We start from the raw sequence: 22,757 nt of genomic DNA, 5'->3' as shown, positions 1-22,757 counted from the left end.
TGTAATTTCATCGATTAGTGGGAAAGAGAACGCAATTAGAAAAGACGTATTTGAGACAAAATGTTCAGTTCATATTTTGTGAATTGAATGGTAAAATTACGTACAGTTCTGATACGTTTTTTGAAATCCCACGTGGAGAGCTTTGGAGTGAAACAGCCCTGGTAAGTAAGATCCCATTGGTGAATAGTGCTGATTTGCAATACATTGGAGAGGATATGTACTTCATCCGTGTGGAAACACAGGCAGATCAGATACTGGTTAAACTTGAGAAAATTCCTTCATCGCAGAAGGCCATTGATCCGAAATCCAAGATTTTCCATATTCAGGAGCGCATCAATTTTCTGAACTTACCTGCCTCTTCAGCAAAGAATCTGCTGAGCAATTATTTTGAGGAGATTTACAGTGATGATGAGCTATTAGGAACGAATGTTCCTCACATTCCATTTAAGTTGGAACATATTGCTGAAGCTCTTCGGATAGTCTTTCATGATCCTTTAGCACCTCAGTCAAAAAACATCCAATTTCAATTAGGCTTTACAGCGAAGTTTTTAGTAGGAAACCGAAACCGTCTTTTGACAGAGTTATTGTTGAAATGTAATGAGCTGTATTTGAAAGACTCTTTAGACCCCATAGTTGTCGTTTGTAATTTTGATACTGAAGAGGATGATTTACAAGTCATCATAAAAAATGCAGGACATTATGCAGATGCATCCTGGCAGCAGACTGTCAATGATCTGGATATATTCATTACATTACCTTGTGTAGTCATTGGTTCCCCTATTGCACCAGATCTCGTTCATTCTGTAGAAGATGATTTTCCATACTTGTGTGACATTACTGGCGGAGATCCAGATATGGTCATTGATATTCTACAAACTATCATTGATACTCTGGATGCTGATATCGATTTACTGGCCAAAGCTCACCAAAAGAGAAACTGGAAAGATCTCGAAAGGTTGCCACACAAAATGAAACCAAATTTTAAAAGTTTAGAAAGAGATGATTTGTCTAAACAGCTCCAAAAAATGGAAGAATTTGCCATTGCTCGGAATATGAAGGCTTTTGATCAGGCGCTAGATGTGTTTTTAGAAGAAGCAACCGCGGTTACAACCAAGCTAAGAAGCTACAAGAAAGCCTAATCTTTCGTAAAGTACCGTTGGTCGAATTTCACTGTTTATTTGGTCTTTATTGGGTTAACTTCAATCTAAATTAAATCTATTGCTCGTATTTGTGTTTTGAGATTCAAACTTAGGATAAGTGAGAAAATAAGCGCGATTAATACTTATATTTGTATGCCCGTATCGCTTGTCCAGATTGATTAAACTAATTACCACAACACTTAAAATTAGTTAAATGGAAAAGTATACTTGCATTGCAATTGACGATGATGTAGTAGCACTAAAAATTATCAGTTCGCTAGTTAATAAAGCTGAGCAACTAGAATTAAAAGGGACTTACAGTGACGCAGTTGCTGGAGCAGGCGCCATTATGAGTTTGCAGCCAGATATTGTGTTTCTGGATGTTCAAATGCCCGATTTATCTGGGTTAGAAATACTAAAAAATCTTACGAGTAAGCCGGAGATTATTCTTGTTACCTCTCAGGAAAAGTTTGCTTTAGAAGCATTTGAGTTTGATGTAACCGACTATCTACTAAAGCCTATTGAGAATTTTGCTCGATTTCTAAAAGCAGTAAATAAAGCTACTGCCAACTTGTCGAGTAGATCGAAACCATCCAGCAATGCTTCTTCTGGATCGACCAATATTTTTATCAAGTCCGATTCGCTACTAGTGAAGCTTGATGTAAGCTCCATTACGTACATTGAAGCTTATGGAGATTATGTGAAAATACATACCGATGAGAAGACTCATCTGGTTTACTCTAAATTCAAAACAGTAGAAGATAAACTTCCCGAAGACGGTTTTGTGCGTGTGCATCGCTCTTATATAGTGAGTATTGATCGTATTAAAAACATTGATCAGAGCAATTTACAGATAGGAGATAAGATCATCCCTATTAGTAATTCCTATCGACCAAAACTATTGGATCGCATTAAAATGCTGTAGCATTTATCAATCTTATAATCAGCTGGTTTTAATGGTGGAATAAGTCAAATACTTATCAGTTAGTGACTTATACTTGATTGTGGGTGATAATTTGGTTTACCTTTGCAACTCATCCCGTCATAATAACTATGAAACCAGCTACTCAATACACCAAAAGTGGGCGTATTAATATTGCCTATCAGGTCTTCGGTTCGGGACCTGTAGATCTCGTATACATACCCGGATGGGTAAGCAACATCGATTGGATGTGGGCTTGCCCTGATTTAGTGAGTTTCCTAACTGAATTAGGAAAGATCGCTCGTGTAATCTTATTTGATAAGCGTGGGACCGGTCTTTCCGATCGTGTGGTTGAGCTTTCTACACTTGAAGAACGTATGGACGACATACGTGCTGTAATGGATGCTGTGGGTTCTGAAAAAGCAGTACTCTTTGGCCATTCTGAAGGAGGCTCCGTATCTGCCTTATTTGCGGCTACTTATCCTAACAGGACCATTTCCCTGATCACTTTTGGCGTGTTTGCCAAGCGTAAGTATTCTGATGATTACCCCTGGGCACCTACTGATTCAGAGCGTCAGAAGGTGTATGATATGATTGAAAATAACTGGGGTAGTGGTGAAATGAAACTGGAAACGCTCGCTCCATCTAAAGCCAATGATTCCGAATTTATGGATTGGTTGGCAAATTATTTCCGATCTGGAGCCAGCCCAAGTGCAGCTATGGTATTGACCAAAATGAATACGCAAGTTGATATTATTGATATTTTACCGTCCATTAAAGTCCCCACTTTAATGATGCAGCGTACCAATGATATCGATGTGAAAATTGAAGAGGGAAGGTTCATTGCTCAGCGTATTAAGACTGCTCGATTTGTAGAGTTTGATGGAGACGATCATTTGTTTTGGGTAGGCAATACGCAAGAGGTGCTTGATGAGATGAAAACCTTCATTCTCAATGTCAACCCTGTCAGGACCTATGAAGAGCAACTTTTTACCATTGCTGCTGGTCGAATGACTCAAAAGGGGACACTCAATGGAAGTTTTAAAGAGGTTATTCAGCAGTTTATTTCCAGATATCGTGGGCGGATCATTCAGTATCAGGAACCTAATTATTTTGTCGCCATATTCGAAGGTCCTAGCAAGGCTGTTCACTGTAGTTTAGATTTGGTAGACACCATGAAAAAGATGAATGGGCACCTTGCTGTGGGTATTCATATCAAAGAAGCTTCGGTTGATCAAGCACACTTTATTACTTCAGAGACTGCAGCATTCATGGATGATATGATTGGAGTGGTGAAACCAGGAGATGTTATGGTTACTCAGACTGTGAAGTACCTGTTGTCTGGTGCAGGTCTTAGTTTCAATCGATCTCATGCATTGCTGCAATCCAATAATGGAGAGTCATTGGGATTGTTTAGCGTTTTTGATCAGTCTGGTATAGATGAAGCTCTTTCCAGTCTTCCGAAGATCAGTCCTCAAAACGACTCTTTTTTGGAAAACGTATTACAGATTATCGATAAGTATCTTCCAGATGAGCAGTTTGGTGTAGAAATGCTCTGCTTGGAGATTGGTATTAGCGAACGCCAATTGCAGCGGAAACTCAAGGCAATTACGAATAAATCTCCGAACCAGCTGATTTCATCAGTGCGATTACACAGGGCCAAGGAACTTATCATTGGAAAGGAGCTCAATATCTCTGAAGTAGCCTTCAAAACAGGTTTCTCCAACCCCTCTTATTTTTCGAAATGCTTCAAACGTGAATTTGGATTGAGTCCATCTGACGTTTAAATGATACAATTGTCGGAAATGTGATAACCTTGGACAAGAATCATTGAGAGGTGTCGGTTATTTGATATTTATTGACGGAAAGGTGATAAATTGATTGCATTATGTGGGTATAAATTTGCACTTATATAATAACTGCTAAGTCTAAACCCGTCATAATAATGTTAACACAAAGCAGATCATTCTTCCCATTCTTTGAGCTATTAAAGGAGGGAATGAGCAAATATCATTTTGATCAATTATCCCATGAGGGATTTTTCAATCACTTAATTGACCAGGAGTTTCATTACCTAACTAATAGTGAAACCTATCTGGATTATGCTCAAGCCACCGTATATCCGGCATCGGTATTGAAAACACATATGGAGTCCTTGCTATCTGCTAATCACATGGTTGGTAAGAATTCTTCCGGATTTATGCGGTCTGTGGTCAATACCAAAGAAAGTGTATTGAGGTTTTTTAATGCACAGGATTATCACTGTTGTTTTACTAAGGGATTGGAGGATTCGCTGAATTTGGCAACCAAACTTTATCCGTTTACCGGACTAAGTAGGGCTCTTTTTCTCGCGGATAATCAAAATACTTATCAATCAACAGCAGGCGAACTGCAAGAGCAGGTTCAGGTGGCTCACTCCATACTTAGTGCGGATTATACCATTGATGCCAAATACTTACAAAGAGAGTTTGATAAATGTGAAACTCAAGGAAACCTCTTCGTCATGCCTGCGCAATCATCGGTGACAGGTGTTGTGCATGATTTGGGAATCATTGAGCATGCTAATCAAAAGAATTGGGATGTTTTCCTGGATGCAGATCATTTATTATCCACTTCAGCACTTGATTTGAGTAAAGTGAAGCCATTGTTTGTTGGATTTTCTTTTGCGAAGATGTTGGGTTATCCTGCTGATTTGGGATGTCTTTTAATCCATAAGTCTTTCCTGTATGCAAATGCCATAGATGAACAGCTTGCTGCACGAGAATGCCTCAATGGTCAGGCGATTTCAGCAGTGAAATATGGGCTCAATTTTTTGAGTGAAGTAGGTGTGAAACGTGTGGAGGGAAGATGCAAATCAATGATTCATTACCTGATGAAACACCTCGGCAAACTCAAGCATGATTCTGGTCACGGTGTGGTTCAGTGGATTGGGACGAATCACTTAGATAATGGCTCCAATACGTTGCTAATCAAAATTAGAGATGTAGCGGGAAGGGAGTTTAAAAGAGAATTCATTCAAAAAAGAGCTCAGAACCAACAACTGATACTTGGTTTGGAAGACCATCAGAGTTACGCTGTAAAGTGGTATTTGCAGTTGGTAAACAATGCCCTTGATGGCTCTTCATTTATGCAGGAAGCGAGTATGCACAATGACATGGTGCGGCAGCATAATGAATTACAACATACTGTTAGAATTTCAGTTGGAATGGCAACTAGAAAACAAGACTTGGATGCAGTGATTGCTTTTGCAGAATCATTCAGCAATCAGATAGCTGAATAACATTCTAAATCCATAAGAATCTCATAAGTGTAGAATTGGTTAGGAAGGGACCTATTATAGGGCGGGGACCTTTCTGCCTGTTCTCAAATTTTTTAAGGTGGGCAACATTCCGAGGTTGGTGGAATGGGAGAGGTGGCAGGTCTTGTCACCTCTTTTTTAAACGAATAATCAAATCAATTATAAAATGAAGTATCTGATAATGTGTGCGTTATCCGTGGTGTTGTTTGCATCAGATGCGCATAATGATCAAAAAGGGCCAGCGTATAAAAATCGCAAACCTTGTAAAGGAAATAGACAAGCCAGCCAAGTAATGGCTTTAGTCCGTAATGAGTTGAAGGGGCCTGAGATTAAGAACAGGAAACCCTGGTCAGAAGAGACTTCTCAGGTTCCAATGATAAGTTCAACAAGGGATGATCTGAAAGGTCCGGCAGCCAAAAATTACATGCCATACAAAAGGACATCAAGCAAATCTGGCTTCATGGCCAATGGTAAAAAATAATCTGAAGTAGTTAGTTTCCTCTTTTTAAAAACCACTCTCCATCATGGAAGTGGTTTTTTTATCTTTATCCCTGCATTAGATAGACTGCATTATGGACGAAGTAGACAAACCCATCTCATCGCTGATCGAAATTTTGCCTCAAAAAGGTACGCTGGAGTGGATTGGTATCCGAACGGAACGCAAGCAACCGCTCACGAGTGTGGAAAGCGTAGCGGTAGATGAAACCTCAGGACTGGTAGGAGATCACTACAAAGCCAAAAGTGCGAAAAGACAAGTAACACTGATCCAGCAAGAGCATCTGGAAGCGGTATCGTCGTTCCTAGGAAAAGAAGTAACACCCTTTCTGACACGCAGAAACCTGATGGTGAAGGGTATCAATTTGTTTGCACTTCGTAACAAACAGTTCCAAATAGGAGAGGTGATACTGGAAGGTACTGGTTACTGTCATCCGTGCTCACGAATGGAAGAAAACCTGGGTCCTGGTGGCTACAACGCCATGCGCGGACATGGAGGTATTACGGCTAAAGTGATCAAAGGCGGGGAGATTAAGGTTGGGGATTTGGTGGAGTTAATTGGTGGTTAGTGATTCGTCTATAGAAACAGTTAACATTTAAGGGAATGTCTGCAGTGATGAGTAAAAGCACGACACGAGCTACAAGATCGCTATTGAAAGCGAATTGAATGCTTTATTTAGAGTAAAATAATGATGGATCTTGAACTAGCTAGTACGATTAATGCCCTAATTTGTGGCATTCCAGGATATATTATGTTTAACAACAGTATTGTAAAACATAATATATGGTATCAAAAAATTGAATACCTAAATGGTGAATTGAAAAATGTTTCAACACAGGAATTCTCAAATTTTAGAATTACCTGTTTTAAAGAATTTAGATTTAACTCAAAGATTAGCATATCTGATTTTCCTAGAATATATAAACCGAATTTGATGAATCTAGAGTATAATGAATATGCTAGATTAATAAATTCAAGATCAAGGGAGTTGACGAAAAAAATTAAAAGTCTGGTTATTATTTACTTAGTAAGTCAGTTGATTATCTCCATTATCTATTTTGATGGATTAAAATCTTTTTTTCCATAATTAGTGTCTGTCTGGAATGCAAAAAAAAGCTGAGAAGAAGGTACAAGCTGCAAGCCATCAATGGCAGGAATGACTTGACACGTGTGCCGGCATGGAGAAAACAGGGCTCAATTTCTCAATTAGAATTTCTCAAGTGCTCATTTAAATGAGAAATAGATGAAGAATCAACATCTGCATCTCTGTTGCTCTTCGGGATTTGTAATCCCGGAGTACTGAGAGTTAGGATTTATAATCCGTTAGTGTGCTTTGGAATTACAAATTCCAGAACTCTTTCATTCGGATTGCAAATCCGAATGAGCGGGGGTAAAATACTATGCTATGGCAATAGGTAAGTGTAAGACGCTGGTCAAATTGGATGGTTTTTTATTTTAGGTTGTTTAGTTCTTTAACAAGTCTTTTCGTATTCTGCTTAATTATGAGAGTATTAATTAACTGACGTACATGCGTTAAAAGTTTTAAGTAGAGAGAATCAGATTTATTCAATTTTTGGTAGCGCTTATATTAGTCAGAAGACATCTCATTAAAAACATCTCGAAAATCACCTGAATATAAATCTACATTGTAATAGGTTTTAAATGGTAGTATCTAAAAAACTGTGTAATTGAGGTCTGGGGTATAAACTCAGACCTTTTTATTTATCTTCATTACATAGTTGAAATGAAACCAGCCTACGCGGCGCGGAAGATTTTATCAATGATGCTTTCCTTAAGCAGTTTAAGGATGGTAAAGAGTTTATGTCCTTCATGGACCAGATGTACAAGCGCGGTGTTGAGAAGATGCTTGAAGGAGAGCTTGATGCACACTTGGGATACGAGAAGCATGATAAAGTGAAGAAAGAGACTCCCAACTCTAGAAATGGCTACTCAGATAAGTCAGTAAAAACTGAGTATGGAGAGCTGAGTATCAGAGTGCCCAGAGACCGAGATGCGAGTTTTGATCCGCAAATACTGCCTAAACGGAGTAAGATGTCTGAAGGGGTGGAAAAGCTTGTTATCTCACTCTATGCTAAAGGAATGTCCAATTCTGATATCGAAGAGCAATTAAGAGAACTGTATGACTTTAGGCTACCACCGTCTACTATCTCTACGATAACAGCCAGAGTATCAGAAGATATAATAGCATGGCAAAATCGACCTTTAGATCCACTTTACTTCATTGTGTGGATGGATGGAATTGTCTTCAAAGTAAGAGACAATAGTAAAGTGATTAATAAGACTATTTATTTGGCAGTAGGCCTTAATAAAGAAGGTAAGAAAGAAGTTTTAGGACTTTGGTTAGGCAAAAATGAGAGTAGTTCCTTTTGGATGACCGTGCTTACCGATTTGCAGGCTAGAGGTGTTGAGGATATCTTAATCACTTGCACTGACAATCTAAATGGCTTTACCCAAACCATTAAATCAGTCTTTCCTCAATCTACTACCCAAATATGCGTGGTACATCAGATCAGGAATGCAGGCAAATATGTGGTGTGGAAGGATAAGAAGCAATTCTCAGCTGATATGAGACTCATATACACTGCACCAACCAAGCAAATGGCAGAAGTAGAACTCACTCAGTTTGAAGAAAAGTGGAATAGTAAATACCCATATGCAGTCAAAAGCTGGAAAACTAACTGGGATGGGCTGACGGTCTTTTTTGACTTCCCGCTGGAAATTAGAAGGATTATTTACACTACAAACCTGATCGAAAACCTTAACGGGAAAATTAGGAAGTATACCAAAAACAAGATGTCATTCCCCACAGATGATGCCGTGAAAAAATCAGTCTACCTGGCACTAATGGAAGCAACCAAAAAGTGGACTATGCCCGTAAGACATTGGCCAATATTGTTAAACCAGTTTATGGCTATATTTGAAAATAGGGTTAAAGTCTGATGCCCTAACCCTTGATCTCATTTACACACTTAACTGGATACTGTCTTTTAAATAAATATGCGAGTTGAAAAGGTGTTTCTATTTCTATTATATATTCTTCAGTGAAGAGGAAGTTTAGATTCTTTTCATTTATTATTTTAACTAAGGACCTAATCTTTTCTTTGGCCGTCGAATATGAAGTAGCAATATCTAACTCTTGAGTTAAATTTTTAAGGTATTGTTCTGATATATAATTATCTGAGAGAACCTTGTTTTTATAATGATTGACTTGATCCCAATATGCCATGATTGTTAATTGTGTAGAAATAATCGCCAACTCAGCTATGATGAGTGTTGATTAGAAAGCACTAACCTCTCTTTTCACACATGGCCACACCTACGTAGCCCGGTCTTGGTTTAAATTTAAAACTAGCGACGGACTTTTTAACCCTGTTGCTCTTCGGGATTTGTAATCCCGGAGTATTGAGAGTTAGGATTTATAATCCGGTACCATTTATGGAATTACAAATTCCAGAACTCTTTCATTCGGATTGCAAATCCGAATGAGCAGGGGTTGGTGTCTTAAGGGGTGATTAATATGAGAGTATTAGGATTAAGCAGAATTCAATCTGTCAATTAGAATTTCTCAGGTGTTCATTTAAATGAGAAATAGAAGAAGAATCAATATCTGCATCTCCCCAAAGAATTTCTTCACCATGAGGAAAGTTGTCGATCATCTTGATCTTTAGGAATTTTGCTATGACCCCACCATCTTTAATCATTGAGCTTTTGCTGCCAAAATCTCTAATTCTGATAGGATTCGCGTTTTCAATATTCAATTCAAGATGATACATTTCGTCTGAATCAGTTTGGATTTTATAGTTTATTTCTACTGTCCTAATGTTGTCAAGTCGACATAGCCGTTTGTCGTTAAGATAAAGCTCATTTAATTGCTTATCAAAATGATATCTCTGTCCGGTGATGAATACTTTAATTCGTTTAAAAAGCTGGAACACAATCACAATTGGAGCTAGGTAAACGAGCTTTATTTGTGGATGAGTATCCGCTAATTCTGAGGTTGCGAATTGGTGAACAATAAAGAACGCGAGTAGTACTCCAAATAGCTCAAACAATGCTTTCCTTCCAGCTCCAAATGGCGTAAGTGAAATGGTGAGGTGTTTTTCGTCTAACTTAATTCTTGAGTCTTGGAACATGTGATTAAAGGTAGCATTATTCTGCCTTGATTGGTGTTATCACGAATCAAGACTTCCGACTCATATGCAGAAGTTAAAGATAAAATGATAGACTATTGGATTATGTGAGAGGCACATCCGTGCGCCTGCTTTGGGATCATGCGTTTCAGTAGTTAAAAACTACTCCTAGGAGTTTTCGTTCATTTTAGCTTTTAAATCAGCCAATCCCTCTTGGCCAGCTAGTGTTCCTTTTAATCTTCTAATTGCCGTGACTGGATAAAGGTTATTCGGTCCTTTAAATTCCCATAGTTCGATAATGCCTTTTTTTTCAAGCAGATTCACCAAATCATAACTTGTTCTATAATCGTAACCCTGTGAACCTAGATAGTTCGTGACAAAATGTTTTAAGCTGACAAAATTATCTCTTGTCTTTGATGCCCATTTCTCAGATTCATCTAGTTTCTCTAATAGCTTACTTTCGGAAATCACATCATAGGCTGCAAAGTTTTGCGTTATATTTTCTTTGATTAAATCTCTTTCATCTACACTAAATGATATGTCATCAATAGTTTCATTCGCGTCAGCAATAATATTAAACAGTTCTTTTGATAAGTCGTCAGCTCTATCAAGGTCTTTTGCCGTGAATAAGTTATTGTGGGCTACTTTATGCCTGATTTTCTCAAGTTCTTCCCATTTCTGTTGAAATGATTTATCCTTAAAGGTGTCCTTGAAAAATTTAGTATAGTTACTTTCTAGTTCAATTTTCAAGTTCTTAATGGCTTCTGGAGTTTCTTCCAATTCTAGAACTTTAGTTGCAATGTCATCTCTGCTTAAAAAGCCAGAGGACTGTGAATGTACAATTTTTCCAAGTTCATTGAAATCAATTAGATAAGCCTTGTTGTCAATATATTCTGAGAAATCTGTTTCATTATTTTTCCGCTGGATAACTTTCTTCTTCATTTCAGCGTCCGCGGTTACATTCCACCAGCTTACTCCAAGTTTAGTAATGAAGAACTTGATAAGATATTTCCTTAATTGATTTTCAACTTGGTTAATTTTTGGATAAATCTCACAGGAAATTTTTGCTGATACGTCATCTGATAAGATGTAAAGATGGTTGTATCCCTGATTTTTTAAATGAGCCAAAATTCTTAATCTAAATACCTCCAAAGGTTCAAAATCTCCTTTGCACTTTATTAAAAAGGTGTTTTTTAAACTGATATCGCTTTCTTCTTCTCTACTGAGTTGTTTGATTCCTAAGGTCAAATTTTGTTTGTCATCTGAAATTGAAGCGTCACGTTGTTTCGGTTCGATCCACAAATCACCGTTGGCCATTAATGAATAGGCGAGATTTTTCTCATTCTTGATTACTGATTTTTCAGATGAATCCAGACAAAGAATTTCAAATACATAGTTTGTTTTCATGGTGGCAGTTTTAATTCTAAGAATCTAATCCTAACAACTGGCTCCTTTCATTTATAGTCCAAAATACCCCTTTCTCCACTTTAAATCAAAACGTTACGTCAGATGCAGGAAATCAATAGACGAATGCGTTATCTTCTACGTTTAAAAAGGAAGTGGTTTTGGATGAAATGCTCAATAATGAAACTGTAAGAGATTAGTGACTAATCATCTTTCAGCTTCAAACCTGCAGTTTTGAGGTTTCTCACTACAGAAATAATCCCAAACTTGCGTGTTTGGGCTTGTCGCCAGGTGAAATAGCTCCAAAACTCCAGATTTGGGCCTCTGCGGACCTGACATAATCCCAAAACTCTGGAAATGGACGTCTGCGGACTTGAAATACGTCCAAAACCATAGAAATGGGCTTATGCGGAACTGCGACAAGCAGAAAACTCCAGTTTTGAGTGTTTCTGGCGTTTAGATTAGCCGAAACATGTAGGAGTGATGAGATGGACTATAGATCTGACTGGTTTCGCAAACCTGTCAGATCTGTTTTTTCAAGAGCTTGTAAGGAGAAGGGCAGGAGATCAGGTGCTTCAAGGATTGACAAATTCCATGACTCTTTACATTCGGATTGCAAATCCAAATGGACAAAAAAGACAATTTCTTTATTCTAATTTTAGCTTCTCTGGATTTTGTCTGCTGTCCCAGATAGTGAGGATGAAGATAGCTGATTCAGTATATTCATAAAACAATAAGTAATCGCGGACAATCTTAACTCGGACATGAGGATAATCGGTTAATTGACCAATATTTGGGTGTTTCGCCAGAAGGTTGGCTGCTTGAATAAAAAGCTTGTTGAGTTTACGGCTATAGTCCTTGGACTTATTTCTCTCAATCCAATAGAGGAGAATTTTTTTTCTTTTATGCTGAGCTAAGGGAGACCAAATTACTTTTCTAGCCATTCATCTATTTCACTATCCGCGATGCTCGAGTCAATTCCTTTGCCTTGTTTTACTTGTTCTTTCGCAAGGTTGATCTCATTTCTTTGTTCCTCACTCAGTTGGTAGATAGACTCATCCACATCTACTTCCAGTAGTCGAAGTACCTCATCAATAACTTCTTTATCCTTGATAGAATTGATTTTTTGAATCAGTATTTCTTTATCCTTTGCCTCTATCATACGACTAAAGATACGCAATCTTCGCATTTCTGTTTGGGTGGTCGGGGCTGAGGTGCTTGAAGGTATTCATGCATTATCAGATTTACAGTATATTTGTACCATATTGGTACACGAACTATTGAAATCATGTTAGTCATAAGCAGTCGGGAATTCAGACAGAATCAAAAGCTCTATTTTGAAAAGGTAGATCAAGGGGAACAGGTGATTGTGCAGCGCGGAAACGACAAAGCTTATGCATTAACGCCTATCAGTGAAGACGACATGTACTTCAATGCGGAGATGATTCAGAAAATAAAAGCTAGTATCAAAGAAGCCAAGAAAGGAGAGGTGAAGAAAATAAGTTCTTCTAAAGAGATTGATGAATTGCTCGGATTATGAGTTATGAATTAGTCTTTACCAAAACGGCATTAAAAGATATAGAGAAGCACAAGAAGTCCGGAGATAAGGCGACTTTGAAAAAGCTTCAGCAATTGCTCAATGAACTGATAGAACATCCATTTTCAGGTACAGGTCAACCAGAGCTGTTAAAGCATGAACTGGCGGGATTGTATTCTCGTCGGATCAATAAAAAGCATCAGTTAGTCTATTCAGTAGAGGAGGAGCAAGTCATTGTCTATGTCTTGAGTGCCTGGTCGCACTATGGAGATAAGTGAGAACTAAAAGCTTGATTTCTTTGAGAAATTAATAGTTCTTAATGGTTACTCTTCGTTATTGAGTAGGTTGTACAGTTTGAGATGTGAACTTCAATCAAACTCCTCTGTTCGAGTGCTGCTGTCATGATCTTATCGTAATGAACACTAATGAATGCTTTATGAAAATAAAATATCCATTCGCTAGGTACTATATGAAATTGAAAGGATGAAAAAACTCAGAATCATTGAGCAACAAAAAGAAATATCAGATATGAGTGATTTTGAAAAAATCGAAACTGATTCTAATATTCTGTTTCCTGATACTCTAAAAAAGTTTCTATTAGTTTATGAAGGAGCGTTTCTTGGTGGTTTATATTATCAAGAACGTTATAGTATTAAAGAAATCCTTTTTATATACAAAAAGCCTGATTTTCCTTCGATTGAGGCTATTCTAGAAGGTCATAATGATTTTGAAATACAAGGATTCATTCCATTTGCCATTGATTCTGGTGGATGGGATTATAACTTTTCTGTTAATGAAGAATCCTATGGTCAAGTATGGGTGAATAAATTTGATAGTGGAGAAGAAAATCCTATGGAATTTGTTTCCTCTTCCTTTGAGGATTTTATTAACGGCTTAGAAGCAGAGGAATAATTTTGATTTAGATAATAGTCTCCGAGCATCTCTGAAATAATCTAGAGAATAAGAATCCTGGAAACAAAAAAAAACATTGCTAGAGAGGTGAATGCATCTCTAAATCCTCACACCAAACCCATGCAGCAATACCAGCCGCAACCCAACATAAAAGACCAGAATCGCCGTAAGCACACCAAGAAAACGAAGGTTGAATCGTTTGTTGGACAAGTAGGAACCCAGGCCTCCACCAAGCACCACGGCAATTACTAATTTGAAGACCAGGCTTTCATTGAATTGGAAGGTGCCAGCAACAGTTAATCCTACTAATCCTGCGATCGAATTGACCAGGATAAAGAAGGAAGCTAAAGCTGCTATTGTTCTCGTGTTTTGCCAATTGAAGAGATTGAGTACGGGTGATAAAAAGATGCCACCGCCAATGCCTGAAACACCTGACAGAAATCCGATAAACCCTCCAAAGCCTAGCTTTTTAGCAAAGCTGAATTCTTGAGACTCCATTTTGGAGCGAATAAATCTAAGCAACAAAAAAGCGCCTGATAGAATCAGTGATGATCCTAGAATGAGGAAAAATACCGTTTGCGATAGCCTCAGCTGAGCACCAAGATAAGCCAGTGGAATACTGGAGACGAAGAAGGGCCAGAATAGCTTGAGATTAAAGACTCTGCTACGAATGAACATAAACGTCCCGATAGAAACCACGCAGATATTCAGGATCAACGCCGTTGAGCGGATTTCATAAAACTCAGTGAAAAACAAGCTGAGAATGGCCAAATAACTGGACCCACCACCAAAACCAACGGAGCTGTAAAACAGTGCAATGAAAAAGAAGATGATAGGTAGGTAATCTATGGACATGAGAAATCAGCTAGTTTACTTTTAAAGTTGTCACCTCGACGCAAGGAGGGGTCTTTCTTCTAATGATGTTGATGTCATGTGTTAGGAATTGCATGGTCTTGGCAGTGAGATATCTCCATTTCATTGCGATATGTCAACTTTAAAAGTGAAGTTCACAACACAATACATTTAACCACATCACCTTTTTGATATTGCCCCGGCTGCAAAAATGCCAGCGCATTGGCATTGGCCAGCGAATGAATCATGGAAGAACCTTGTCCATCCAGGATGGTTACTTCGCTGTAGTCGAGCTTTGCCTTTAGGAAAGCAGGACGATCACCTTTGAGCTCAAAACCTTGAGCCAGTTTGGATGCTACTCGTTGCAGGCCTGTTTCATTGGCTCCACTCATACGCTGAAGCAACGGCAGGACATAGATGTGAAAACAAGTAATCGATGAAGCGGGATTGCCAGGAAGTGCAAAGACATATTGCTGTCCTTTCTTGCCAAAGTATAGCGGCTTGCCCGGCTTTTGAGCTACTTTGTAAAACACTTGCTTTACACCGATTTCTTCCAATGCTTTTTTCACAAAGTCATAATCTCCAACAGAGATTCCTCCAGACAATAACAAGATATCTACTGATTCCAGATGTTTGGAAATAGCTTGTTTGGTGGATTCGTAATCGTCCAAAACGTGTTCTTTTTCCGCACAAGCAAATCCATATCGCTGAAGTGCGGAATCAATAGCAATGCTGTTCGATTCATAGATTTGGCCCTCTTGGAGTGTGGTTCCTGGCTTCACCAGTTCGTTGCCAGTAGAGATCAAACTGATGGTTGGTTTTTGACCAACTATTACCATATCCTTCCCCAGTGAGGCAATCAATCCAGCCGTAGCGGGATTGATGTATTTACCCGTTGAAAAGACGTCTTGATTCAGTGAGAGTTCGCCGCCTTTTCTCCGGATATTTTGGTTTTCCTTTAGCTCCCCAACAATAGTTAAGGAACCTCCATTAACTTCCGTCTTTTCTTGCATTACCACAGCGGTAGTGTTCTCAGGAACTTTGCCGCCGGTGAAAATGCGCATGGCTTTTCCATCAGTTAATTTCTTGTTGGAGGTATCACCAGCGGCTACTTCGCCTATGATTTGGTACTCAGAATATAGTCCACACAGCGCATAGCCATCCATGGCTGAGTTGTCAAAAGGAGGCAACTCAAGTGGAGAGACAATGTCCTCAGTGAGCCAGTGGCCTACTGACTGATCGACTGGAACAGTAGTTTTTAATACGGAGACTGGTTGCGCATGAACCAGTTGGAGTGCTTCGTCTATTGTGATCATTTAGCCACCTATTGAGGTCATTGTTCGGTTGTTCTCGTACTGCGAGGCATCCATTTTTACATCCATGCCATCACGCGAGTATTTCTTTTGTTGGATCGTTTCCAAGATCAGCTTTTCAAGATCTTCACGATTTCGATGTGGAGTGAGTAGGTCTGTTTCTGCATTGGCAAACAGACAGTTTTTCATCTTGCCATCCGCAGTAAGTCGTATGCGGTTACAGTCTGCGCAGAATGGGTTCGTAATGGTGCTGATAATCCCAAATGAGCCTTTGTGTTCCTCGACTTTAAAGTTCTGAGAAGTGCTGTGTTTCGGGTTGTCAAGAGCAGTCACCTTACCATATTTTTCACTGACTATTTTTAGAATTGTTTCATGACTGATTCCTTTGGACCAATCCCATTTATTGCCTTTAAACGGCATGAATTCAATGAATTTGATGCCAATGTTTTGATCTTTGGTCAATTCAATGAAATCGTTGATTTCTTTATCGTTCACCCCTTTGATGAGCACAACATTGAGCTTGATCTGAAAGCCCATTTCCAATGCTTGCTGGATGTTGCTCATGATGCGATCGTAGTAATCTCGCTTGGTGATAAACACTGATTTGGCTTTGTCCAATGTATCAAGACTGATGTTGATCTTCTGGATACCAATCTTTTGGAAATGCTCTAGGTGTCGGTCCAACAAAATGCCATTGGTCGTGAGTTTGACGGCCAATCCCAGATTCCTCATTTCTTCCACCAGGTAATCAAAATTCTTTCGGATCAAAGGTTCACCACCTGTCAAACGAACAGTGTCTACACCCAGTTTTTGGAAGGTACTGGAAATGCTAATGATCTCTTCCAAAGACATGATGCTGGGCTTATCCATTAGCTCGATCCCTTCTTCCGGCATGCAATAAAAACATCTCAGATTGCATCTGTCGGTGAGGGATATCCTCAGGTACGAGTGTGGTCTTCCGAACTTGTCTACAATTTGAGAGTTCATGGTTTGTTAGTTAAATGATTCTTTTCGTTGTTTTGGGTGAATGAAAGTTGTTTTTATTTGGTTATGGCCTTGTCCATTAATCGTGTCTTTTTCCTGTTAATACATGAAATACGTGCAAAAGATGAGGGAAAATCGCATCCATGCATTCTCTAGCTCCATTGGATGATCCTGGCATGGCCAACACCACTTTGCCGTTTTTAATTCCTGCCACCGATCTGCTGAGCATCGCAAAAGGTGTTCGGTCCTGACCGTATTTACGCATTTGTTCTTCTACACCGAGAAGGGTTGTATCTAATAAAGGACGAATCGTGTCAGGTGTGTTATCTCTTGGTCCAACACCTGTTCCTCCTGTAAAGATCAATAAGTCCGTTGATTGCTCGATGACTAATTTCTCAATATCTGAAGGTTCATCAGGGATCACCAAATAGTCGGTAGTTAAACCTAATGCTTCCAGTTTCTCAACAATGATCTTACCTGCTCGGTCTTCTTTTTCTCCTTTGCTAATCGTATCCGAACAAACCACTACCTGTGCACTCAAGTTACCTCCATGTGCCTTGTAGGAAGATTTGCCACCTTTCTTCTTCAGCAGTTTTATCGTGCTGATTTCTACCCCTTTGTCCACTGGCTTCAGCATGTCGTACATTGTCAGCGCTACTACACTGGCGCCGTGCATAGCTTCTACTTCCACACCGGTTTTATAGATGGTTTTGACCGTCATCTTGATGATAATATCCAGATCATCAATCTCGTATTCAATACCAGTATACTCAATAGGCAGCGGGTGGCAATCCGGTAGCAAGTCAGGCGTTTTCTTTACACCCAACAATCCGGCTGCTTTTGCCATCTCAAACACATTGCCTTTCGGAATCTCATTGTTCTGAATCTTGTCAATCGTTTCCTGACTGCTTGTCTTCACAATAGCCTGTGCTACTGCCTCTCTTAATGTATTGCTCTTATGCGTTATATCTACCATTTCGGTTTGTAGGTATTCGGTTTGTAGGTATTCGGTAAGCCGGTTTATTTGGTGACTAGTAATTAGTTGACTGGTGATTAGTAGAATAGTGATTCGTTACTAATAAGACTAATCACTAATTACATATAACTAATCACTAAATATTCACTTTCCACTGATGCGTTTCGTCTTCAAATACTTCTTTACCGAAGATCGGAACCTTGGCTTTGATCTCTTCCACCAAATAGCTACAAGCATCCGTTGCTGCTTTGCGATTAGCAGATGATGTAAACACAAACAAGCAGATTTCGCCAGCTTTCACAGGACCAAGACTGTGGTAGATGTGCATGCACGTCAGATCAAATTTCTCAAATGCTGCCTCACGTATATTGTAAAATTCCTTCTCTGCCATTTCCTCATACGCCGAGTAGTCGATGGCTTGTACCGTCTTACCGTCGATCTCATCGGCGCGTACCTGACCTAAGAAGATGCTGTGAGCACCGATATTGGTTTTGCTCTGATGATTGGCAATAGAAGTCGCTATTTTTTCAGGACTGATAGGTCCTTGCTGGAAAACTTTCTTCGGTTTCTTTTTCTCACTCATTTCAATATGCTTTGAATGCCTCCTTCCACGTTGATCAGGTTGTTGAACCCTTGTTCGCGAAGGAAATTGATTGCTTTTTCACTGCGAATTCCTGATTGACAATATACATGAATGTCAGTCGAATTCGGGATTTCCTCATAGCGCAAGGCTAACTCGGCAAGAGGTATTTTGATAATGTTTTTATTGTTGGGTTGCGGCTGCTCATGTAGCTCTCGTACGTCTAGATAAGTCTTCGACTCATTGTTTAGAGAGCAACTAACACTTTCTAAAGCCAGCGCCTTATCCGTTACTTCCGCAATTCGTTCTTCCACACGTTTGAAAGAGATAATTCGCTCTTGCATGGTCAACGTATGGATGATTTTTAACTTGCCACTTAGCACTTCACCAATTCTGAGAATGATCTTGATGACTTCCGTAGCTTGATAGACACCAAAAATACCTGGAAGTATTCCCAGAACTCCGATTTCTTCACAGCTCAAGTCCTCTTGAGGTGCTTTTGGGAATAAGCAGCGATAGGAGGGGCCATTCTGGTAGTTGAAAACAGAAAGTTGTCCTTCAAATTTGAAGATGGAAGCATATACCCATGGTTTATTGGTCTGCAAGGCAGCATCATTGATTAGGTACTTGGTTTGGAAGTTATCCGTACCATCCACAATCACATCGTAAGTCTTGAATAGGTCCGTGCAATTATCAACAGATAGACTAAAATTGTAAGTGTTGATGATGACCTGATCATTGATTCTGTGTAGGGCTTTTTTAGCTGCTTCAGCTTTATAACTCCCTACATCTTCCAGCCCAAAAAGGATCTGGCGGTGGAGGTTGGTTTCATCCACTTTATCATGATCCAGCAGTCCAATGGTGCCAATTCCAGCGGCAACCAGATACTGCGCAGCTGGGCATCCAAGACCGCCAACTCCAACCAATAATACTTTGGCTTGAGCAAGTTTCTCCTGACCCTCCTGACCAACTTCAGGGAGTTTGATTTGTCTGCGATATCGTGTGTATGAGCTAATCATAGTTTATCCTCCTGCAAACGGGGGCAAGAAAGCGACTTCATCTCCTTCTTTCAACGGTCGTTTCAATCCTAGTTCCTGATTGATGGCAATCTGCAGTGTGCCATCATCGGTAATCTGATAAGTAGAGAGACAATGCTCTTTCAAGTCTTGAAAATCAGAACCGATAGTCGATAGATCCAGCTCTTCCTCCGTCTTGCCTACTTTTTCGGCTATTGCTCCAAAATATCTGACAGTAACTTTCATTCTGCTGACTGTTTCAATGCGTTTAATTGTTCTATATCTTCTTCGGTATCAATATCGATGCTTCCTTTTTCAAAAACGATCTTTTTGACTACTTCTTTATGCCTCATCAATACAGGCTTGGCTCCTTTATCTCCGGTTAGTGTTGCGAGTTCGTCGAAATACTTCTTCGAAAAAATAGCTGGTACACCTAACTGCCACTTGTATTCACAAGCCGTTATTTCTTCATGAACTTCCATTAGTTCCTCTATCAACGTTGAGGTGATAAATGGTTGATCAGAAAGAAGAAATAGTAAATGCTGAATTTTTGGATTGGATGATGCTTTTTGAATGGCCAATTGAATGCTACCCGATAATCCATTTTGCCAGGATTCATTCAGGTAACTCGTAAAGCCCTTTAGGTTTGTCAAAGGTAATATCTTCTCTGAATTAGCACCAAGAATGATGTGCTTAGCTCCAAAACTTAACTTTTCACAGCAATCAATGGCATGCTGTAAAAGTCTTTTGCCTTCATGCTCGACTAACTGCTTAGGTCTACCTAGTCGACTAGAAGATCCAGCAGCCAATATCACAACTCCTATGGTTTTTGGGCTAATCAAAGGGTCGTTACTTTAAAGTTCATGTTTGCTTTGTCATGAATTGGGCCTTGCTTGTCTCGAAGAGCAATTCCTGATCCGCCAGAAAGCACCATTTGTATCTCAGAAAGAATTGATAACCCAATTTCTGCAGGAGTTTCTGCACCTAGGTTTAGGCCAATCGGAGCAAAAACCCGAGCCAGTTGATCTTCTGTAGGAATAATTCCCTCAGTGCTCAAGTCATCCAGCATTCGGTTAAATTTCTTTCTTGGTCCCAGCAATCCAATGTAGGGAATCTCAGAGAGTGGCAGCAACAATTTTAGAATGGCTAAATCATATAGGTAATTGTGACTAATAAGTACGAAAACAGTGCGTTCACTTAGTTGAATGTTTTTCAGCACATGCTCAGGTTTAGAAACCACAATCTGGCACGAACTGACAAATCGTTGTGCATTGGCGTGTGTTGGTCGTCCATCGGTAACCACGACATTCCAACCCAATTGATCCGCCATTTGAGCAAGTATTTGCGCATCATTTCCAGCTCCAACTAGTACAATGGTAGGAGGTGGGTTGTAAAACTCCAGGAAGGCATGCTGCGCTTCCAACTCAATCATGTATTCTCCAAAATGATCGTGTTGTTGGTTGAAAACCAGTGCAGCGTCTTGTTTCAATTTATCAATCAATTGCTCATGTTCCAGGCTGCCAATTTTTAGGCCCTGCTCATCAAATACCAACTGTGTTCCAAGCTGAGGTTTAGACTTATCCAAATTGAACAATGAGGCGATAACCAATTTGCTTTTTGACGATGCGATCTGTTTGAGAATGGCAATTGGATTCAATTCCTTCCCGAAATCTATGGGTTCAAACAAAACCTGGATAACACCATTGCAGCCCAGTTGAGCTCCAATTATGGCATCATTTTCGTCGCTGGTATCGTAAGTGACTAGCTTGTTTTCATTCTTGTGCAGTGCATGCAGAGCTTTACGAAGCGCATCGCCTTCCAGGCAACCACCACTGATGGCTCCGGTCATTTGCCCATATTCATCCACAAGCATTCTAGCGCCAGCTTTGCGGTAGGAGCTGCCTTCCACATGGACTACAGTTGCTAGCACACATTCGGTTTCATTCGCATGTGCTTGTTCAAAAGCTTCTATGATCAAATCCAATTCTCTCATAATGCGGATGTTTTTAATTGACTTATCCCTCGTTTAATGCTTTTTATCGCATCAATTACCTCCATACGAGTGGTCATTCTTCCCAATGCAATTCTCATGGATGCTAATGCTTTCTCATCAGAGTGTCCAAGGGCTTTTAAGACATGAGACGGCTTGATGGTATTGGAGCTACAGGCTGATCCCTGTGAAATTGCCAGGTTTTTCATCACTCGTAGTAGACGACTTCCGTCTATTCCGTCAATGGATACGCTGGTCATGTGAGGCAGTCTGATCGATTGATCGGCATTAATGCTGACTCCTTCGATATCGAGCAATTCATCTTCGATGGTTTCAATCAGTTGTCCGAGCCGATTTGCTTCGGTTCTCATTTCCTGATGACAGATTTCGCATGCCTTTCCAAATCCTACAATGGCAGGAACATTGAGTGTACCAGGTCTTAGTTTTCGTTCTTGTCCACCTCCGTACAAAATAGGGTCTACGGCGATTCCTGATTTGACAAACAAAGCCCCAACACCTTTTGGTCCATACAATTTGTGCGAAGAAAACGTTGCAATATCTACGCCGGATTTGGTCACGTCAAAAGGGATTTTACCTACGGACTGAGTTGCATCAGTCATCAAGAGAATGTTTTGCTTTTGCGTAATTCTCGAAATCTTAGCTAGAGGATGAATGGTTCCAATTTCATTGTTAGCATGCATCAGACAGACTAAAATCGTTTTCCTGGTAATTGCACGCTGCATATCTTCTACATCGATTCCTCCTGAGTTGTCTACCGGAAGGTAGGTAACTTCAAATCCTTCTGCTTCTAGTTGATTGCAAGTGTCCAAAACAGCTTTGTGTTCCGTTTGACAGGTAATGATATGGTTGCCTTTTTCTCTATAGGCCCTACATACCCCGAAAAGTGCGGTGTTCACTGCTTCAGTTGCTCCAGAAGTGAAATAGATCTCGTTGTGTTTGGCTCCTACAAGTTTGGAAATACGCTCTCTGGCAAGCTCTACTCCCTCTTCTGCATCCCAACCGTACACATGAGAGACGCTGGATGCATTGCCGAATTTTTCGGTGAAATAAGGAAGCATTTCCTTCACCACCCGTTCGTCAGTAGGGGTTGTAGAGTTGTAATCCAGATATATCTTCTTTTTCACTGCCATTCACCAATCGATATGTATTCTGTTATATATCGTAAG

General features: G+C 39.7%; 24 protein-coding genes. 10 read left to right on the top strand and 14 right to left on the bottom strand.

Annotated features, from left to right (window positions below; genetic code table 11):
• Nucleotides 1-17 precede the first annotated feature (17 nt).
• The 7 genes from NXS00_RS07660 to NXS00_RS07630 all read left to right on the top strand — a co-directional run bounded on the left by NXS00_RS07660 (nt 18) and on the right by NXS00_RS07630 (nt 8,816).
• Nucleotides 18-1,139: an Hpt domain-containing protein gene (locus NXS00_RS07660; protein ID WP_258098567.1), complete on the top strand. Its 1,122-nt coding sequence runs from the start codon at nt 18-20 to the stop codon at nt 1,137-1,139.
• A gap of 214 nt (nt 1,140-1,353) precedes the next feature.
• Nucleotides 1,354-2,064, top strand: coding sequence for a LytR/AlgR family response regulator transcription factor (locus tag NXS00_RS07655; protein ID WP_258098566.1), 711 nt, complete (start codon nt 1,354-1,356; stop codon nt 2,062-2,064).
• A 128-nt stretch (nt 2,065-2,192) separates the two neighbouring features.
• Nucleotides 2,193-3,848 (top strand): alpha/beta fold hydrolase, encoded by a 1,656-nt coding sequence (locus NXS00_RS07650; protein WP_258098565.1) that lies wholly within the window; start codon nt 2,193-2,195, stop codon nt 3,846-3,848.
• Nucleotides 3,849-4,006: 158 nt separating this feature from the next.
• Nucleotides 4,007-5,341: an aminotransferase class V-fold PLP-dependent enzyme gene (locus tag NXS00_RS07645; protein ID WP_258098564.1), complete on the top strand. Its 1,335-nt coding sequence runs from the start codon at nt 4,007-4,009 to the stop codon at nt 5,339-5,341.
• Between the two features lie 184 nt (nt 5,342-5,525).
• Complete coding sequence (locus NXS00_RS07640; RefSeq protein WP_258098563.1) at nt 5,526-5,840, top strand: hypothetical protein; 315 nt, start codon at nt 5,526-5,528, stop codon at nt 5,838-5,840.
• Between the two features lie 91 nt (nt 5,841-5,931).
• The gene (locus NXS00_RS07635; protein ID WP_258098562.1) at nt 5,932-6,423 is read left to right on the top strand and encodes an MOSC domain-containing protein; all 492 of its coding nucleotides are present in this window, start codon (nt 5,932-5,934) and stop codon (nt 6,421-6,423) included.
• A 1,208-nt stretch (nt 6,424-7,631) separates the two neighbouring features.
• Nucleotides 7,632-8,816 (top strand): IS256 family transposase, encoded by a 1,185-nt coding sequence (locus tag NXS00_RS07630; protein WP_258098913.1) that lies wholly within the window; start codon nt 7,632-7,634, stop codon nt 8,814-8,816.
• Between the two features lie 611 nt (nt 8,817-9,427).
• Here NXS00_RS07630 and NXS00_RS07625 read toward each other — a convergent pair.
• The 4 genes from NXS00_RS07625 to NXS00_RS07610 all read right to left on the bottom strand — a co-directional run bounded on the left by NXS00_RS07625 (nt 9,428) and on the right by NXS00_RS07610 (nt 12,599).
• Nucleotides 9,428-10,009: a hypothetical protein gene (locus NXS00_RS07625; RefSeq protein WP_258098561.1), complete on the bottom strand. Its 582-nt coding sequence runs from the start codon at nt 10,007-10,009 to the stop codon at nt 9,428-9,430.
• Nucleotides 10,010-10,174: 165 nt separating this feature from the next.
• Nucleotides 10,175-11,413, bottom strand: coding sequence for a HEPN domain-containing protein (locus tag NXS00_RS07620; RefSeq protein WP_258098560.1), 1,239 nt, complete (start codon nt 11,411-11,413; stop codon nt 10,175-10,177).
• A gap of 644 nt (nt 11,414-12,057) precedes the next feature.
• The gene (locus NXS00_RS07615) at nt 12,058-12,354 is read right to left on the bottom strand and encodes a type II toxin-antitoxin system RelE/ParE family toxin (protein WP_258098559.1); all 297 of its coding nucleotides are present in this window, start codon (nt 12,352-12,354) and stop codon (nt 12,058-12,060) included.
• Nucleotides 12,339-12,599, bottom strand: coding sequence for a hypothetical protein (locus NXS00_RS07610; protein WP_258098558.1), 261 nt, complete (start codon nt 12,597-12,599; stop codon nt 12,339-12,341). Before NXS00_RS07610 ends, NXS00_RS07615 begins: the two co-directional genes overlap by 16 nt.
• Before the next feature lie 99 nt (nt 12,600-12,698).
• Here NXS00_RS07610 and NXS00_RS07605 point away from each other — a divergent pair, with 99 nt between their 5' ends.
• From NXS00_RS07605 to NXS00_RS07595, 3 genes are all read left to right on the top strand, one after another.
• Nucleotides 12,699-12,950 (top strand): type II toxin-antitoxin system Phd/YefM family antitoxin, encoded by a 252-nt coding sequence (locus NXS00_RS07605; protein ID WP_258098557.1) that lies wholly within the window; start codon nt 12,699-12,701, stop codon nt 12,948-12,950.
• Complete coding sequence (locus NXS00_RS07600) at nt 12,947-13,225, top strand: Txe/YoeB family addiction module toxin (protein WP_258098556.1); 279 nt, start codon at nt 12,947-12,949, stop codon at nt 13,223-13,225. Before NXS00_RS07605 ends, NXS00_RS07600 begins: the two co-directional genes overlap by 4 nt.
• A gap of 205 nt (nt 13,226-13,430) precedes the next feature.
• Nucleotides 13,431-13,859 (top strand): SMI1/KNR4 family protein, encoded by a 429-nt coding sequence (locus NXS00_RS07595; RefSeq protein WP_258098555.1) that lies wholly within the window; start codon nt 13,431-13,433, stop codon nt 13,857-13,859.
• A gap of 99 nt (nt 13,860-13,958) precedes the next feature.
• Here NXS00_RS07595 and NXS00_RS07590 read toward each other — a convergent pair whose 3' ends face one another.
• The 10 genes from NXS00_RS07590 to NXS00_RS07545 form a co-directional block, all read right to left on the bottom strand.
• Nucleotides 13,959-14,714, bottom strand: coding sequence for a sulfite exporter TauE/SafE family protein (locus NXS00_RS07590; protein WP_258098554.1), 756 nt, complete (start codon nt 14,712-14,714; stop codon nt 13,959-13,961).
• A 152-nt stretch (nt 14,715-14,866) separates the two neighbouring features.
• Nucleotides 14,867-16,027: a molybdopterin molybdotransferase MoeA gene (locus NXS00_RS07585; protein WP_258098553.1), complete on the bottom strand. Its 1,161-nt coding sequence runs from the start codon at nt 16,025-16,027 to the stop codon at nt 14,867-14,869.
• Nucleotides 16,028-17,011 (bottom strand): GTP 3',8-cyclase MoaA, encoded by a 984-nt coding sequence (gene moaA / locus NXS00_RS07580; protein ID WP_258098552.1) that lies wholly within the window; start codon nt 17,009-17,011, stop codon nt 16,028-16,030. It abuts the gene before it with no gap.
• Nucleotides 17,012-17,087: 76 nt separating this feature from the next.
• On the bottom strand, nt 17,088-17,984 hold the full coding sequence (gene moaCB, locus NXS00_RS07575) for a bifunctional molybdenum cofactor biosynthesis protein MoaC/MoaB (RefSeq protein ID WP_258098551.1): 897 nt from the start codon (nt 17,982-17,984) through the stop codon (nt 17,088-17,090).
• A 136-nt stretch (nt 17,985-18,120) separates the two neighbouring features.
• Nucleotides 18,121-18,567: a molybdenum cofactor biosynthesis protein MoaE gene (locus NXS00_RS07570; RefSeq protein ID WP_258098550.1), complete on the bottom strand. Its 447-nt coding sequence runs from the start codon at nt 18,565-18,567 to the stop codon at nt 18,121-18,123.
• Nucleotides 18,564-19,583 carry a HesA/MoeB/ThiF family protein gene (locus NXS00_RS07565; RefSeq protein ID WP_258098549.1) on the bottom strand — a complete coding sequence of 340 codons (1,020 nt, stop codon included), beginning with the start codon at nt 19,581-19,583 and terminating at the stop codon, nt 18,564-18,566. The genes NXS00_RS07570 and NXS00_RS07565 overlap by 4 nt, the downstream gene beginning before the upstream one ends.
• 3 nt (nt 19,584-19,586) lie before the next feature.
• Nucleotides 19,587-19,826: a MoaD/ThiS family protein gene (locus NXS00_RS07560; protein WP_258098548.1), complete on the bottom strand. Its 240-nt coding sequence runs from the start codon at nt 19,824-19,826 to the stop codon at nt 19,587-19,589.
• The gene (locus tag NXS00_RS07555; RefSeq protein WP_258098547.1) at nt 19,823-20,422 is read right to left on the bottom strand and encodes a nucleotidyltransferase family protein; all 600 of its coding nucleotides are present in this window, start codon (nt 20,420-20,422) and stop codon (nt 19,823-19,825) included. The genes NXS00_RS07560 and NXS00_RS07555 overlap by 4 nt, the downstream gene beginning before the upstream one ends.
• On the bottom strand, nt 20,419-21,573 hold the full coding sequence (locus NXS00_RS07550; RefSeq protein ID WP_258098546.1) for an XdhC family protein: 1,155 nt from the start codon (nt 21,571-21,573) through the stop codon (nt 20,419-20,421). Before NXS00_RS07550 ends, NXS00_RS07555 begins: the two co-directional genes overlap by 4 nt.
• Complete coding sequence (locus NXS00_RS07545) at nt 21,570-22,715, bottom strand: cysteine desulfurase family protein (protein WP_258098545.1); 1,146 nt, start codon at nt 22,713-22,715, stop codon at nt 21,570-21,572. Before NXS00_RS07545 ends, NXS00_RS07550 begins: the two co-directional genes overlap by 4 nt.
• Nucleotides 22,716-22,757: the final 42 nt, after the last annotated feature.

This window comes from Marinoscillum pacificum, from assembly GCF_024714495.1.
In the GTDB taxonomy this organism is placed as follows: Bacteria; Bacteroidota; Bacteroidia; order Cytophagales; family Cyclobacteriaceae; genus Marinoscillum; species Marinoscillum pacificum.
This window is presented reverse-complemented; position numbering and strand designations above follow the sequence as displayed.